The sequence below is a fragment of the Collinsella sp. AM15-2 genome (assembly GCF_003471985.1).
Taxonomy (GTDB): Bacteria; Actinomycetota; Coriobacteriia; order Coriobacteriales; family Coriobacteriaceae; genus Collinsella.
In genome coordinates, this window is the sequence record NZ_QRKO01000030.1 from 1 (window position 1) to 14,953 (window position 14,953).

Consider the following 14,953-nt stretch of genomic DNA (forward strand, 5'->3'; position numbering starts at 1 on the left):
GACGGACCTCGGGACGCTCTTACACCACGTCTGCGCGCGCCACCATTCTGCGCCCCCGTTTTTTTGGTATTGCTGCTGTTTGCCGCCGGTTTTACGCCGCCTCGTCGAACTGCGAGTTATACAGATCGGCGTAGAAGCCGCCCCGGGCAAGCAGCTCGTCGTGCGTGCCCTTCTCGACGATGTCGCCGTCGCGAATTACCAAGATCACGTCGGCGTTGCGGATCGTGGACAGGCGGTGCGCGATGACAAAGCTCGTGCGGCCCTGCATCAGCGCATCCATGGCGCGCTGGATGAGCTCCTCGGTGCGGGTATCGACGTTGGAGGTCGCCTCGTCCAGAATCAGCGCCGGACGGTCGGCCAAAATGGCGCGGGCGATGGTCACGAGCTGGCGCTGACCCTGCGACAGGTTAGTGCCCTCCTCGTTGATCATAAAGTCGTAGCCACCGGCGAGCGTATGGATAAAGTGGTCGCAGCGTGCGGCGCGTGCGGCGGCTTCGACCTCGGCATCGCTCGCATCGGGGCGTCCGTAACGGATGTTCTCGCGGATGGTACCGTTAAACAGCCAGGTGTCCTGCAGCACCATGGCAAACTCGCCGCGCAGCGCCGCGCGGTCCCAGTCACGCACGTCGACGCCCTCGACGCGCAGCGAACCGTCGTCCACGTCGTAAAAGCGCTGCAGCAGCTTAATGAGCGTGGTTTTGCCGGCGCCGGTGGGGCCGACGATGGCGATGGTCTGGCCGGGCTGCGCCTCGCAGCTAAAGTCGTGGATGATGGTCTTGTCGGGCGTGTAACCAAACTTGACGTGGTCGAACTCCACGTGGCCGGGGCGCTTTTCGGGAATCTGCGCGTCGACCTTCTGCTCCTCCTCGGGCGCGGCCAGGAACTCAAAGACGCGCTCGGTGGCGGCTGCCATCGACTGCATCGTGTTGCTCACGTTGCCCAGCTGCTGCACCGGCTGCGTAAAGTTGCGCACGTACTGGATAAAGCTCTGGATGTCGCCGGGCGTGGCATTGCCGGTCAGCGCGAGCTGCGCGCCCACCACGACGACGCCCACGTAGCCCATGTTGCCCACCAAGCTCATAAGCGGCATCATCAGGCCCGACAGGAACTGCGAGCGCCAGCCACTAATAAAGAGGCGGTCGTTTTGACGGTCGAACTCCTCGATCGAGGCCTCGGCGCGGTCGAACACCTGAATGACATTCTGGCCGGCAAAGTCCTCCTCGATAATGCCGTTGACGGTGCCCAGGACCTGTTGCTGCTCGCGGAAGTACGGCTGCGAGAAGTGAATCATCACGGCCATGATCACGGCGGCGACGGGCAGCGTGACCACGACGACGCCGGTGAGCGGCAGGCTGATCGAAAGCATCATGACGAGCACGCCGATAATCTGCGTCACCGACGTGATGAGCTGCGTCACGCTCTGGTTGAGTGACTGACCCAGCGTATCGACGTCGTTGGTGATGCGGCTGAGCACGTCGCCCTTGCTGTGGCCGTTGAAGTAGCTCATCGGCACAACGGCAATCTTGGCGGCGATCTCCTTGCGCATGCGGTAGCAAATCTTTTGCGTGACGCCGGTCATAAGCCAGCCTTGGATGAGGCTGCAGACAGAGCTTGCCAGATACAGACAGAGCAAAAAGCCGAGCGTCTTGGCGATCCAGTTAAAGTCAACATCGCCGGTGCCGTTGACCTTGGCAACCAGGCCCTCGAACAGTTTGGTCGTAACCTGGCCGAGCACCTTGGGTCCCACAATGTTAAAGATGACCGAGCACACGGCAAAGGCGACGGCGGCAAACACGGCAATCTTGTGCTGACCGATATAGCCGAGTAGCTGCCTCATGGTGCCCTTAAAGTCCTTGGCCTTTTCACCGCGGCCCATGCCGCCCATACGACCCATGGGACCGCGCTGGCGGGTGGGTTTGGGAATCTGAGTCTTGGTTTCGTCTGCCATCAGCGCTCGCCTCTTTCCAAAACGGCTGCAATCTCTTCTTGGGTAAGCCCCAGTTCTTCTGCAGAAAGCTGCGACTGTGCAATCTCTAGGTACGCCGGGCAGTTGTGCAGCAGCTCCTCGTGCGTGCCGGTGCCCACCACGTGGCCGTCATCGAGCACGATGATCTGGTCGGCGTGCATGATGGTCGCGATGCGCTGGGCCACGACCACGAGCGCGGCGTCGGTGACGTTTTTGGCGAGCTCCTCGCGCAGGCGCGCGTCAGTCTTGTAGTCGAGGGCGCTAAACGAATCATCGAACACCACAACCTCGGGCTTTTTTGCCAAGGCGCGGGCGATGGCCAGACGCTGGCGCTGACCGCCCGAGACGTTGGAGCCGCCCTGGCTGATGGGGGAGTCGTAGCCGTCCTCGCGCTCGGCGATAAAGTCCTCGGCCTGGGCGATGCGTGCCGCCTGGTGCATGTCCTCGTCGCTTATCATGTCGCCGGCAAACTTGAGGTTGCTCTCGATGGTGCCCGAGAACAGGCGCCCCTGCTGCGGGATGTAACCGATGCGGCGGCGAAGCTCGGAGAGGGTCATATCGCGCACGTCGACGCCGTCGAGCGAAATGCTGCCGCCCGTCACGTCGTACAGGCGCGGAATCAGCTGCACGAGCGTGGACTTGCCCGAACCCGTGGAGCCAATGATGCCGAGCATCTGGCCGGCGTGCGTGGTGAAGTTTACGCCGCTAATGACGTCGGCGCGGGCATCGGGATACTGGAAGCTCACGTCGCGGAAGGTGAGCTCACCGCGCGGCGCGCTGGCTGCGGGCAGTTTGGGCGAGGCAGGGTCGTTGATGCTCGTGGGGCAGGTGATGACCTCTTCCACGCGCTCGGCTGCGACCTCGGCGCGGGGCAGGATGACCGAAACCATGGTGAGGATCATAAACGCCATGACGATCTGCATGGTATAGGAGATAAACGCCATCATGTTGCCGACCTGCATCACGCCGTCGGACACGCCCTGGGCGCCAAACCAGACGATAAGCACGGTGATGCAGTTCATGACGAGCATCATGAGCGGCATCATAAAGCTCATGGCGCGGTTGGTGTAGAGCTGCGTGGTCATCAGGTCGAGCGACGCCTTGTCAAAACGCTCGAGCTCATGCTCCTCGCGGTTGAACGAACGGATAGGCATAAGGCCGTCGAGCAGCTCGCGGGCGGTAAGGTTCACACGGTCCACAAAGCTCTGCATCTTTTTGAACTTGGGCATGGTGAGGCCCATAAGCACGCCGACGACGGCCGAGACCGCGATGATGGCCACGGCGATGGTCCACTCCAAGCCGGTGTGGTTGGCTAGGACACGCATGACAGCGACGATGCCCATGACGGGGGCCATCAGGCACATGCGGATGAACAGGGTTGCGGCCATCTGGATCTGCTGAATGTCGTTGGTGCAGCGGGTGATGAGCGAGGCCTGGCTAAACTTGCCCACCTCGGCCGGCGAGAAGTGCATAACCTTGTTGAAGGTCTCGCGGCGCAGGTCGCGGGCGATGGAACAGGCGGTGCGCGAGGCCACGGCACCGGTCAGGATGGTGGCGACGAGCGACACGAGGCACAGACCAAACATCGTGGTCGCCATGCGGCTCAGGTAGGCGTTCTGCACGTCAGCGGGGTCGATACCCTGCGCCTTGTACTCGTCTTGCACATAGCTCACGGCGCGTTGGGTCACGATGGAGCCCGACATGGAGCCCATTTTGTCCGCCATTTCATTGGCGCCCTCGACGAGCTTGCTTTGGTCTACCAGACCGCCCTCGACACCTAGGCGCAGACTCTTCATGGTGATCTTGCCGCCGTCGGCATCAATCTGCTTTTGCATGTTTTGCGCCGCTGTGGCCTTCTGCTGCATCTCGGCGAGCTGCTCGGGCGTCATTGCCGCCATCTGCTCGGGGGTGGGCATGGCCTGGGCGCCGCCGCCATTGCTTGCCTCGGTGGATGCGCCGGTCATGTCGCCCATGGAGCTGGCGTCGATGCCCTGGTTGAGAGAAAGGACGACGGTCTCGGGCAGGCTCATAATGTCGGCAATCTTGCCGCCATCGGCACGCTCTTCCTCGGTGCCCTTGTACGTTCGAATGCCTTTTTTGTCAGCCTTGCTAAACACGGCCTCCACAGCTTTGGCGTCCTTGGTGCTCATAAAGAGCTCAAGGTCATCGAGTGATTCGGCACGAATGGTGTCGGGCACGGGCGAGGCGATGCCGCCTTGCTGTACGCCCACGTCGACGATGTCGCTCATGTAGGTAGGCAGTGCCAGATCGGCGTTGCAGCTGATTACGATAAGTACGATAGCTGTGAACAGTGCCAGGACATGCTTTTTAAAGAGCTTGAGAATCCTCACTCGGCATCTCTCCTTTCTTGATTGCGGTCGATAATTTCGTTGAAACGCCTTAGAAGGCGCACCATCTCTTGGGTATCTGTTTCGCCGAGCTGCTCGAGGAAGGCCGCGGTGCGCTCCTCGAATTCCCGACGTTTGATTTCGAGATTCTGGAATCCCTTATCGGTCATCGTGACGTGTACACGACGACGGTCGGTCTTTGAGTGCTCGCGCTCGACCCAGCCCTTGGCTTCGAGAGTGCGTAAGATATTGGCGATGCGGGCACTCGAGACCCAGGCGCAATTTGCGAGTTCGCTCGGCGTGAGCGAACCGCCAGCGAGCATGAGGGCGCGCATGACAGCCATCTCGCCGCCGAGAGCTTTGTCCGCAGAGCGTGAAATGCGATGATGCATGCTGCCAAACTCAGTTAAGAGCTGACGCCCAAGCTCATGGAAATCGGTATCTTCCACCGAAAACCCCTAACACTAGAAACTATTTTCGGTGAAAGATGATACCCGCATATTCGGGCCTCATTCAGTGGGCAATATAAAGAGCGCATAAAGAGTTAAAAAATTCAATTGCTGAAGCGTTTCAAAGAACTATTATGCCCGCGGTTAGGCGAGGGGTTGTCACCACCATACGACTGGGACTCATTTATCGCCACGTGCGATGCTCCAACTTCCCGCAAGGAGACACCTTATATAAAGGGGGATGGAGTCATGGCATTTGACTTCACGGGCAAGACCGCGATTGTCACGGGTGGCACTCAGGGCATTGGCCTCGAGATCGCCAAGGGCATCGTCGCGGGCGGCGGACACGTCGCGCTCATCGCAAGGAACGCTGCCAAGGGCGAGGCCGCTGTGGCCGAGCTTGGCGAGGGCAACAAGTTCTATCAGCTCGATGTTGCCGATGCGCCTAAGGCGCGTGAGACCGTCGAGCAGATTTTTACGGACCTGCCGCAAACCAACATCCTGATCAACTGCGCTGGCGTCATCAGCACCAAGAAGTTCGACGAGATCGATGACACCGAGTGGCGTCGCACCATCGACATCAACCTCAACGGCACCTTTACCATGATGAACGCCGTGTACCCGCACTTTAAGGCGGCCCATGCCGGCACTATCGTCAACGTGAGCTCTGTTGCTGGCAAGATCGGCGGCGGCCTGCTCGGCACCGCTGCCTACGCCAGCTCCAAAGCCGGTGTTAACGGTCTAACCAAGGCAGTCGCCAAGGAAGGCGGCAAGTTTGGCGTCCGCTGCAACGCCGTGTGCCCGTCGCTCACCCTTACCGATATGACCTCGATTCTCTCTGACGAGAACTCTCAGCGCATCATCAACGGTATTCCTCTGGGCCGCGCCGCCCAGGCCAGCGAGCCTGCGCAGATGGTGCTCTTCTTCGCTTCCGACCTCGCTAGCTTCGTGAACGGCGAGATCGGTGACTGCGACGGTGGCATCGTTCTGGACGGGTAATACCCCGCGACGTTAATTCGGCGACGGCTCCTGCGACTCGGGACCGTCGCCTTCTTTCTGACAAAGGCGCGTGCGGCTGCGATTCGCATGCATCCAAAGGAGATATATATGAGTGAATCGACTGCGGTGGAGGCGCCGGCGGCAAAGGAGCCGTTCTTTAAGATGTCCTCCATCCCGGGTGCCAATATTTTGGTGCCGCTTTTGTTGGGCTGCCTGCTCAACACGCTGTTCCCCGATCTGTTCAAAACGCTCGGCAGCTTTACGCTCGGCATGACCCAGCAGGGCGCAGGCCCGCTTGTTGGCGCTTTTTTGCTCATCGTCGGTACGACGATTTCGTTTAAGAGCGCTCCTGCCGCCGCTGCCCGCGGCGCCATCATCATCGCCGTCAAGCAGATCGTGGTCGTTGCCGTGTCGCTGCTCATCCTTTATGTATTCAACGACAACCTGTTTGGCATCTCTGCCATGGTGATGCTGGCCGCTTGCACCGGCGCCAACAACGCTATGTACGCTGGTCTGATGGGCACCATGGGCAATGAGGCCGAGCGTGGCGCCGTCGCCATCACCACGCTGGTTGTCGGCCCTCCGGTCACGATGATCGTGCTCGGCGCTGCCGGTCAGGCTCCGATCGGCTGGTCGCTCGTGGGCGCCATCCTGCCGATCGTCGTCGGCATTATTCTGGGTAACCTCTTCCCCAGCTTTAAGAAGATGATGGCACCGGCACTTTCCGCCATCATCGTGCTCGTCTTCTTTGCCATGGGCTCGACCATGACCTTTGGCCAGCTCATTAATGGTGGTCTTCCCGGTATTCTGCTCGGCGTGATCTGCTCGGTGGTCTTTGCAATTCCCGTTATCGCGGTCGATAAGCTCACAGGCGGTACGGGTGTCGCAGGTGCGGCCATTTCGAGCTGCGCCGGAGCCAATGTGGCCACGCCTGCTGCCATGGCAAGCGTCAACGAGGCCTTGTACGGCGGTGTGGTGCTCGCGACGGCCACGGCACAGGTTGCTGCCTGTGCAATCGTGACTGCTATTTTGACCCCGCTGGTCACCAGCTGGTGCTACAAGCATTTTGAGGGCCAGCAGAGCAACAGCAAGGCAACGACCGACAAGGCCGCCTCAGCCGCCTAATGCCAAACGGCAATCAAAGCTAAATAACTAGCCACGCCATAGGGCGGCCCCGGGGGAAATCCCGTGGCCGCCCTTCAGTTTCTGAAGGGTCTCTGGGGTACTTTACTCTGATAAAGCTGACATAACAGCTAGAGTGAACGTCGTACAAAGGCAAGGAAAAATACCAAAGAAATCGGTGAACGGTAGTTGTTCGCGCTCGCATTTCCTGCGGATTTGTTAAAAACGCTCTAATGGTATAAAAAAAGAAACATATAACAGCCCTGATGAAGGGGGTGGCTATGTTATCCTTCTCAAACGGGTGAAATCTTGGGTTTTGGGTTGCAGTTCCAAGGTGGACAAACGTTTTTCCCTGCACCAACGTGTGGTGAAGAACGGAAGAAGCCGGTAGTGCAAGCCGATAATTCAAGAATTCAATAAGCAGCGGTGTGAGAGAGCGCCGCATTACACGTAACTAGGAGCGTGGTTACACAATGCAGGAGGCATGGGAAGGCTTCAAGGAAGGCATTTGGACGGGAGAGGTTGACGTCCGAGACTTCATCCAGAAGAACTACACCCCCTACGAGGGCGACGAGTCGTTCCTCGCCGGCCCGACCGAGCGTACCAAGGAGCTGTGGGGCGAGGTTCTCGACCTGCTGCTTAAGGAGCGCGAGCAGGGCGGCGTCCTCGATATGGACACCAAGACCGTCACGGGTATCGTGAGCCACCCCGCTGGCTACATCGATAACGCCCACCGCGAGAAGGAGACCATCGTCGGCCTCCAGACCGACAAGCCGCTCAAGCGCGCGCTGCACGTCAACGGTGGTATCCGCATCGCTTGCCAGGCTGCCAGCCAGCACGGCTACAAGGTCGACGAGAACGTTGTCGAGCGCTACACCTTCGAGCGCAAGACCCACAACGCCGGCGTCTTCGATGTCTACACCCCCGAGATGCGTGCTTGCCGCTCGGCCCACATCATCACCGGCCTGCCCGATGGCTATGGCCGCGGCCGCATCATCGGCGACTACCGTCGTGTCGCCCTGTACGGTGTCGACTACCTGATCAAGGACAAGGAGGCCCAGAAGGCTTCCACCCCGACGGTCATGACCGCCGACAACATCCGCGATCGTGAGGAGCTGCAGGAGCAGATCCGCGCCCTCGGCGAGCTCAAGATGATGGCCGAGACCTATGGTTTCGATATTTCCAACCCTGCTACCAACACGCAGGAGGCCATCCAGTGGATGTACTTCGCCTACCTCGCTTCCGTCAAGGAGCAGAACGGCGCCGCTATGTCCATCGGCCGTACCTCTACGTTCATCGACATCTACGCTGAGCGCGACCTTGCCAACGGTACCTTCACCGAGGAGCAGATCCAGGAGTTCGTGGATCACTTCATCATGAAGCTCCGCATGGTTAAGTTTGCCCGTACCCCCGAGTACCAGGCCCTGTTTACCGGCGACCCGCAGTGGGTCACCGAGTCCATCGGCGGCATGGGTGTTGACGGCCGTACGCTCGTCACCAAGATGAGCTACCGCTACCTGCACACGCTCGAGAACATGGGCACCAGCCCCGAGCCCAACATGACCGTTCTGTGGTCGACTCGTCTGCCCGAGAACTTCAAGAAGTTCTGCGCCAAGACTTCTGTCGCCAGCTCCTCGATCCAGTACGAGAACGACGACCTCATGCGCGTCTATCACGGCGATGACTACGGCATTGCCTGCTGCGTGTCCTCCATGCGCATCGGCAAGGAGATGCAGTTCTTCGGCGCCCGCGCCAACCTGGCCAAGTGCCTGCTGTACGCACTTAACGGCGGTGTTGACGAGGTCTCCAAGAAGCAGGTCGGCCCCAAGTACCGCGCCGTCGAGGGCGATACGCTCGATTACGACGACGTTGTGGCCAAGTACAACGACATGATGAAGTGGCTCGCTGGCGTGTACGTCAACTCGCTGAACATCATTCACTACATGCACGACAAGTACTGCTACGAGCGCATCCAGATGGCTCTGCACGACAAGCACGTGCACCGCTGGTTCGCTACGGGCATCGCTGGCCTTTCCGTCGTGGCTGACTCCCTGTCCGCCATCAAGTACGCCAAGGTCCACCCCGTCCGTGACGAGAACGGCATCATCGTCGACTTCGAGACCGAGGGCGAGTTCCCCAAGTACGGTAACGACGACGACCGCGTCGACCAGATCGCTCACGACGTTGTGCACCAGTTCATGGAGTACATCCGCATGAACGACACCTACCGCAACTCCGTGCCCACGACCTCGGTTCTGACCATTACCTCCAACGTCGTGTACGGTAAGAAGACCGGTTCCACGCCTGACGGCCGCAAGGCTGGCCAGCCGTTCGCCCCGGGTGCTAACCCCATGCACAAGCGCGATAGCCACGGCGCCATCGCTTCGCTGTCTTCGGTTTCCAAGCTCCCGTTCCGCGACGCTCAGGACGGCATCTCCAACACCTTCTCCATCATCCCGGGTGCGCTCGGCAAGGAGGACCAGGTGTTCTTTGGCGATATCGACCTTGATCAGCTGGGCGAGTAACTATTGTTAGTGCTATACTAACAATAACGATTACTGATTAGAGCGCCGGTTTCGGCCGGCGCCTATCAATCGAAGGAGACACATTATGAAGGTTTCTGAAGTTTCCGAGACTCAGGCCGATAACCTGGTCCACATGCTCGACGCTTACGCCGAGAAGGGTGGCCACCACCTGAACATCAACGTCTTCAACCGTGAGACGCTGCTCGACGCTCAGGCTCACCCCGAGAAGTACCCGCAGCTGACCATCCGCGTTTCCGGCTATGCCGTGAACTTCCACACGCTCACCAAGGAGCAGCAGGACGAGGTCATTTCGCGTACCTTCCACAACAAGTTCTAAAGGGACTCAACTCCCGCAGGATCGCCAGGCTGTTTGGGTTACCTCCCAAAACGTCCTCGGACATGCAAAGAGGCTCGCTGCGCACTTCGTGCGGCGAGCCTCTTTGCGTCCTGCGGAAATGTTTTGGGAGGTAGCCCAAACAGCCCCGGCGGGGTCCTGTGTAGTCACCCTTTAGGCGGAACTCTCCTGATGGGCTGGACGCACGGGATACTTTCTTAGCAACTACCGTTTATCGCGTATAGCGACCGTTTGCGGAATAAGTAACACTCCTTAATAAACCGTGTAGAATCTCAGTTAAGCACGGAGTTTTCCAGGGAGACGCTGTCCTTTGTTGTGTGCAAGGGACGGCGTCTCTTTGGCGCTTGGAGGCCGTTCTGCAGCAGGACGGCGGACGTGCGTCACATATTCAAAAGCCAACGTCGAGATGGGTTGTGATGATAATGGGCAAGTACGTAATCGTGGTTGAGTCTGGTTCGGATGTGACGCCGGAGCTCTGCGAGCGCTATGGCATCGTGCGCGTGCCCATGCATGTCACGATTGGTGACGAGACCGTCGAAGACGGATCGATCGACCCGCTTGAGATTTACTCGCGCTGCAACGAGTTTGGCGTGATGCCCAAGACCAGCGGTTGCTCGCCGGCGGATTTTGCGCATGTGTACGACCGCATTCACGCCGAGCAGCCCGACGCGACCATTTTGCATTTTGCGTATTCCGAGGTTACGACCTGCTCGCATCAGTCGTCGAAGATTGCGGCAAAGGGCCGCGATTACGTCTTCTCCATGGATACGCGCTTTGTGTCGGTGGGCCAGTCGCTTGTCGCCGTTGAGACCGCCAAGTATATCGAAGCCCATCCGGATGCCACCGTCGACGAGATTTTCGCCTTTACCAATTCGGTGATGGACCGCGTGCTGCTGGGCTTTGTTCCTACGGACCTTGCCTTCCTTAAGGCGGGTGGTCGCTTGTCCAACGTCGCGTTTCTTGGCGCCCATCTGCTCAAGATTAAGCCCTGCATTGAGGTAACGGGTGGCAAATTCGTGGCGACCAAGAAGCTCCGCGGCTCTATGCTCAAATGTGCCCGTGCCTTTATTGACCACATGGTTGCGAAGGGCGAGATCGACTACTCGCATATTGGCTTGGCGTATTCGGTGGGTCTTTCCGAGGAGTTGCGCGACGACATGGAAGTCTATGCACACGATCTTGGCTTTAAGGACGTTACCTGGACTCAGGTCGGCGGCGTCATCTCGAGCCATTGCGGCCCGACCGCCTTCGGCGCGGTGCTCACGCTCAAGGTGTAAGGCCTGGCGTCTATCGATATCTATTGCCTCGGCGGCGGGCGGGCTGCGATAACCCTCCCGCCGCTCTTGCGTGGGGTCAAATAGAATAACCCAATTGACCGCTAAACCATTTCACCATCATGCGTATGGGCTAGAATGGCTCTGGCATTTTAATTGGTTGCATCCAAGGAGAGGCAAGGTAGCGCGAATGGCTGAGATGACGCTCGAGGGTGTGGACGCTCGTCCCGAGGACTCCGCATTTGCCCTGGGCCGCGTACATTCGATTGAAACGATGGGTACGGTCGACGGACCCGGCATCCGCTTTGTGGTGTTTGTCCAAGGCTGTCCCATGCGCTGTGCGTATTGCCACAATCCCGATACCTGGTCGGTTAACGGCGGCACGATGGTGACCGTCGAGCACCTGATGGACGAGTTCCAGAGCAATCATGAGTTTTACCGCAGCGGTGGTATTACGGTGTCCGGCGGCGAGCCGCTCCTGCAGCCTGAGTTTTTGGCCGACCTATTCCGTGTAATGCACAACAACCCCGATGGTCGCGTGCATACCTGCCTTGACAGCTGCGGATATGCGTTTGACCCCAACCACCCCGAGAAGTTCGATGCTGTTCTCAACGAGACCGATATGGTGCTGCTCGACATCAAGCATGCCGATCCGGTTGAGCATAAAAAGCTGACCGGCTGCGATCCTGCACGCATCCTGGCGTTTGGCGATGAGCTGGCGCGTCGCAAGATCAAGGTCGTTATCCGCCACGTGTTGGTGCCAGGCATTACCGACACGGTGGAGGAGTGCGAGGCGCTCGGTCGTCTGATCGCTCCATGGCACAACGTGGTGGGCCTGGAAATGCTGCCGTATCACACGATGGGTGTCGTCAAGTACGAGCAACTGGGCATTCCCTATAAGCTCGAGGGCGTGCCCCAGATGGATACCGCGCGCATGCCCGAGCTGCGCAATGCCGTTATGTCTGGCATGAAAAAGCGCCGCGCGGAGCTCAAAAACGCCATCGGCTAGCGATCCATTTTCGCCCCCAAGGGCACTCATTGGGGACAGACTTAAATGAGTGCGCGATGGCATTGCTGACGAGCAGGTTTTGGTGCGCGACAAGGCAGGCTGGATTAGCGAGGATGGTTACTATTCGACATGCGATGCGGGCCTTATCGGCATCGATGGCTGTACCTATGTCATGAGCGTCATGACACCGATGCCGTGGAGCGACCGCTCGAGCGAGGTTACGGCCGTGATTGCAAAGGCTCTGTTTGATATGCGAGCTGCGCTGGCTTAGCGTGTTCGTTTGGCGAGGTCAAACAAAATGCTGGTACCATACCGTGGTTGAGAATTTCGTATAGGTTTGGGGAATGGTATGGCTACCATCGCGATTATCGGTGCGCTCGAAAAAGAGATCATGCAGATAAAGGAAGAGCTGAGCGACGTTTGCGAGGCACGGGAGGCAGGCTTGACCGTTGTGAGCGGCGAGCTCGACGGCCTGACAGTTGTCGCCACAACGGCGGGCATGGGCACGGTGAACGCCGCCGCCGCAACACAGCACCTCATTAGCAAGTATGCTCCGCAGGCTGTTGTGTTTTCGGGCATTGCGGGTGGTTTGAACCCCAAGCTCCATATCGACGACGTGGTCATTGGCAAACGCCTGCGCTATTTGGATACCGATACCGCGCTTATCGCCGAGTCCGCACCGGGGCTCGAGGAGTTTGGCTCGACGCCTGCGCTGGTCGATATTGCCGCCGATGTGCTTGCTGAGCGTGGGTTTGTTGACGCTTCGACAAATGCAGTCGCTTCGAACGAGGGCACCAAGCAGTTCCTGGTCGGCACGATTGCCACGGGTAACCGCTTTGTGACGGGCGCCGCCATGCGCAACGACGCTATCGAGGCGACGCATGCCGATTGTGTCGGCATGGAGGGCGCGGCAATTGCCCATGTCGCAACCAAAAATGGTGTCGATTGCCTGGTGTTGCGCGCTATCAGCGATAATTGTGACGAGGCGTACGATGCAATTTGCGAGCGCGAGTTCGATCTGTTCGAGTACGCGCGTGTCGCAAGTGACATCACGCTCGATATCGTCCGCCGCATTGCCGCTGCGCAATAGCGCGTCTGTTTGTAAGAACCTACGACCAAGGAGTGTCCATGGCCGATTCCATTAACTACCAGCTTGCCAAGTTCGTCGCCAGCTACGGCAAGGTTTCGCAGATTCCCGAGTCCACCTGCCCCGAGGTGAGCTTTGTCGGCCGCTCCAACGTGGGCAAGTCGTCGATTATGAACAAGCTCTTTGGCCGCAAGAACCTGGTCAAGGTTTCCAGCACGCCGGGCAAGACGAGCAACATCAACTTCTTTGAGGCCGATGACGTGCATTTCGTGGACCTGCCGGGTTACGGTTTCGCCCGTCGCTCCAAGGCCGAGCGCGACCGCTGGGCCGAGCTTATCGGCGACTTTTTCGACTCCGAGCGCAGCTTTAACTTAGTCGTCTCACTGGTGGATATTCGTCACGACCCCAGCAAGCTCGACCACGACATGATCGACTACCTACAGGGCAACGAGTTCAACTTTATCGTTTGCCTCACCAAAGCCGACAAGCTCAGCCGCACCCAGCAGGCCCGCCAGGCAGCAGCCATCAAAAAGCAGCTCAACGTTCCGGCCGAGAACGTGATCATCACAAGCTCCCAGACCGGCACCGGCATCGACGAACTCAAAAAGCGCATCGCCGAGGCTTGCCTCTAATCAGGCCTAACCTTTCAAAAGCCCCTATCTGTATCACCTCAGTGATAGTTTTTTAGGAGACCTAGGTATCCAATACGCGCTTATGAGTGAGCGTGCGTTTTCAGCGATTACATTCTGCGATTGGAGGCAGGCTTTGGGATTTGAGTATTATCCCAAACGCTTTGGGCGAGAGCAGAACGCGCGGCGCAAGTATTTGGATACGGTAAACGGATTTGACTCTGATGGTGTCGACATTAGGGATTTGATGGCAGGGAGGGTTGATTTAGATGATCCAAGAGTTAACGGATTGTGGGCCGAGTAGGACATACCCCGTCTACTACCTCGAGGATGCAATGAACAACCTCGGCGACTGCTTTGACTATGCCGTTAACGATTATGGGGCAGAAGGATCGGAAGTTTCTGAACTCTTTTGCCTGAGCGGCGTAGCCCGCGAGTTCGAACGCGGCAACGCATGGGTAGTGTCGGGAAAATCGGGCGTTGAGCTGTTCGCGCTCATTGCCGAAAGGTCCGGCTATCAATCAAGGCCGATGCCAAATCGAACCTACCGATTCGAAAAGACACCGGAATATTGGACAGGCTGGATATTGGCATACCTTCAGTGGCGCCTAGGAGAGTCTTTCGAAGATTTGCTGCATGTCGTTCCATTCGATGTGCTACGCAGTCTGTACTACCCCTGGCACGAAGCCTCGGAGGAACGCGTGGCTCGCCTCGTCTGCGATATGGCGAAAAAAGCGTCCAGGCAAACCAAACTTGCGTTAGCAAGAAAGAGGCTCAAGAAAACCCAACAAGATCTGGCATACGAATCGGGTGTGTCACTCCGCTCAATCCAAATGTACGAGCAGCGTCAGAGAAACATCAATGAAGCCTCGGTAACAAGCGTAAGAGCCATAGCAAAAGCCCTCCACTGCAACATCGAGGACCTCCTAGAACCAGTCTTCGAATACAAAGAAACCAGCGCCGCCTAAACCAGGCACGCAGCCGATGCCCGCCTCTAGGAAGTGCTCCAGCCTAGCAAGAGCCCCTACCAATAAAAAGCCAAACTATCAGCCCGGCGACTTTCCAGAGCGTAGGTCCCTGTAGCCGTCGCCGGCGAAGTTAACATAGGGGAGGCCAGGGGGCTTTGCCCCCAAATCTTTCCGCAGGACGGCAGGACCCCCGCCGCACGAAGTGCGCAGCGGGGGTCCTGC

Annotated in this window: 13 protein-coding genes; 10 read left to right on the forward strand and 3 right to left on the reverse strand. The window is 58.6% G+C overall.

Annotated features, from left to right (window positions below; translation table 11 throughout):
* Positions 1-91: 91 nt before the first annotated feature.
* Genes DW171_RS09455 through DW171_RS09465 form a run of 3 tightly spaced genes read right to left on the reverse strand, consistent with a single transcriptional unit; the run spans position 92 to position 4,763 of the window.
* The gene (locus DW171_RS09455; RefSeq protein ID WP_118271057.1) at positions 92-1,948 is read right to left on the reverse strand and encodes an ABC transporter ATP-binding protein; all 1,857 of its coding nucleotides are present in this window, start codon (positions 1,946-1,948) and stop codon (positions 92-94) included.
* Positions 1,948-4,317: an ABC transporter ATP-binding protein gene (locus DW171_RS09460; protein ID WP_118271058.1), complete on the reverse strand. Its 2,370-nt coding sequence runs from the start codon at positions 4,315-4,317 to the stop codon at positions 1,948-1,950. Before DW171_RS09460 ends, DW171_RS09455 begins: the two co-directional genes overlap by 1 nt.
* A complete protein-coding gene (locus tag DW171_RS09465; RefSeq protein WP_118271059.1) occupies positions 4,314-4,763 on the reverse strand; it encodes a MarR family winged helix-turn-helix transcriptional regulator in 450 nt (149 codons plus the stop codon). Before DW171_RS09465 ends, DW171_RS09460 begins: the two co-directional genes overlap by 4 nt.
* Before the next feature lie 249 nt (positions 4,764-5,012).
* Between DW171_RS09465 and DW171_RS09470 the strand changes: the two genes are divergently transcribed.
* The 10 genes from DW171_RS09470 to DW171_RS09515 all read left to right on the forward strand — a co-directional run bounded on the left by DW171_RS09470 (position 5,013) and on the right by DW171_RS09515 (position 14,731).
* On the forward strand, positions 5,013-5,762 hold the full coding sequence (locus DW171_RS09470) for an SDR family NAD(P)-dependent oxidoreductase (RefSeq protein WP_006234857.1): 750 nt from the start codon (positions 5,013-5,015) through the stop codon (positions 5,760-5,762).
* A gap of 108 nt (positions 5,763-5,870) precedes the next feature.
* Positions 5,871-6,887, forward strand: coding sequence for a 2-keto-3-deoxygluconate permease (locus tag DW171_RS09475; protein WP_117790516.1), 1,017 nt, complete (start codon positions 5,871-5,873; stop codon positions 6,885-6,887).
* 470 nt (positions 6,888-7,357) lie between these two features.
* Positions 7,358-9,409 (forward strand): formate C-acetyltransferase, encoded by a 2,052-nt coding sequence (pflB, locus tag DW171_RS09480; RefSeq protein WP_117637024.1) that lies wholly within the window; start codon positions 7,358-7,360, stop codon positions 9,407-9,409.
* An 85-nt stretch (positions 9,410-9,494) separates the two neighbouring features.
* Complete coding sequence (grcA3, locus tag DW171_RS09485; protein WP_055252439.1) at positions 9,495-9,746, forward strand: autonomous glycyl radical cofactor GrcA3; 252 nt, start codon at positions 9,495-9,497, stop codon at positions 9,744-9,746.
* 440 nt (positions 9,747-10,186) lie between these two features.
* On the forward strand, positions 10,187-11,041 hold the full coding sequence (locus tag DW171_RS09490) for a DegV family protein (RefSeq protein ID WP_118271060.1): 855 nt from the start codon (positions 10,187-10,189) through the stop codon (positions 11,039-11,041).
* A gap of 187 nt (positions 11,042-11,228) precedes the next feature.
* Positions 11,229-12,047 carry a pyruvate formate-lyase-activating protein gene (gene pflA, locus DW171_RS09495; protein WP_118271061.1) on the forward strand — a complete coding sequence of 273 codons (819 nt, stop codon included), beginning with the start codon at positions 11,229-11,231 and terminating at the stop codon, positions 12,045-12,047.
* A 49-nt stretch (positions 12,048-12,096) separates the two neighbouring features.
* The gene (locus DW171_RS09500) at positions 12,097-12,318 is read left to right on the forward strand and encodes a hypothetical protein (RefSeq protein WP_118271062.1); all 222 of its coding nucleotides are present in this window, start codon (positions 12,097-12,099) and stop codon (positions 12,316-12,318) included.
* Positions 12,319-12,396: 78 nt separating this feature from the next.
* A complete protein-coding gene (mtnN, locus tag DW171_RS09505; RefSeq protein WP_118271063.1) occupies positions 12,397-13,137 on the forward strand; it encodes a 5'-methylthioadenosine/S-adenosylhomocysteine nucleosidase in 741 nt (246 codons plus the stop codon).
* 38 nt (positions 13,138-13,175) lie between these two features.
* Positions 13,176-13,766, forward strand: a complete 591-nt coding sequence (gene yihA / locus DW171_RS09510) for a ribosome biogenesis GTP-binding protein YihA/YsxC (RefSeq protein ID WP_006234871.1) — start codon at positions 13,176-13,178, stop codon at positions 13,764-13,766.
* Positions 13,767-14,098: 332 nt separating this feature from the next.
* On the forward strand, positions 14,099-14,731 hold the full coding sequence (locus DW171_RS09515; protein ID WP_118271064.1) for a helix-turn-helix transcriptional regulator: 633 nt from the start codon (positions 14,099-14,101) through the stop codon (positions 14,729-14,731).
* The last annotated feature ends 222 nt before the right edge of the window (positions 14,732-14,953 follow it).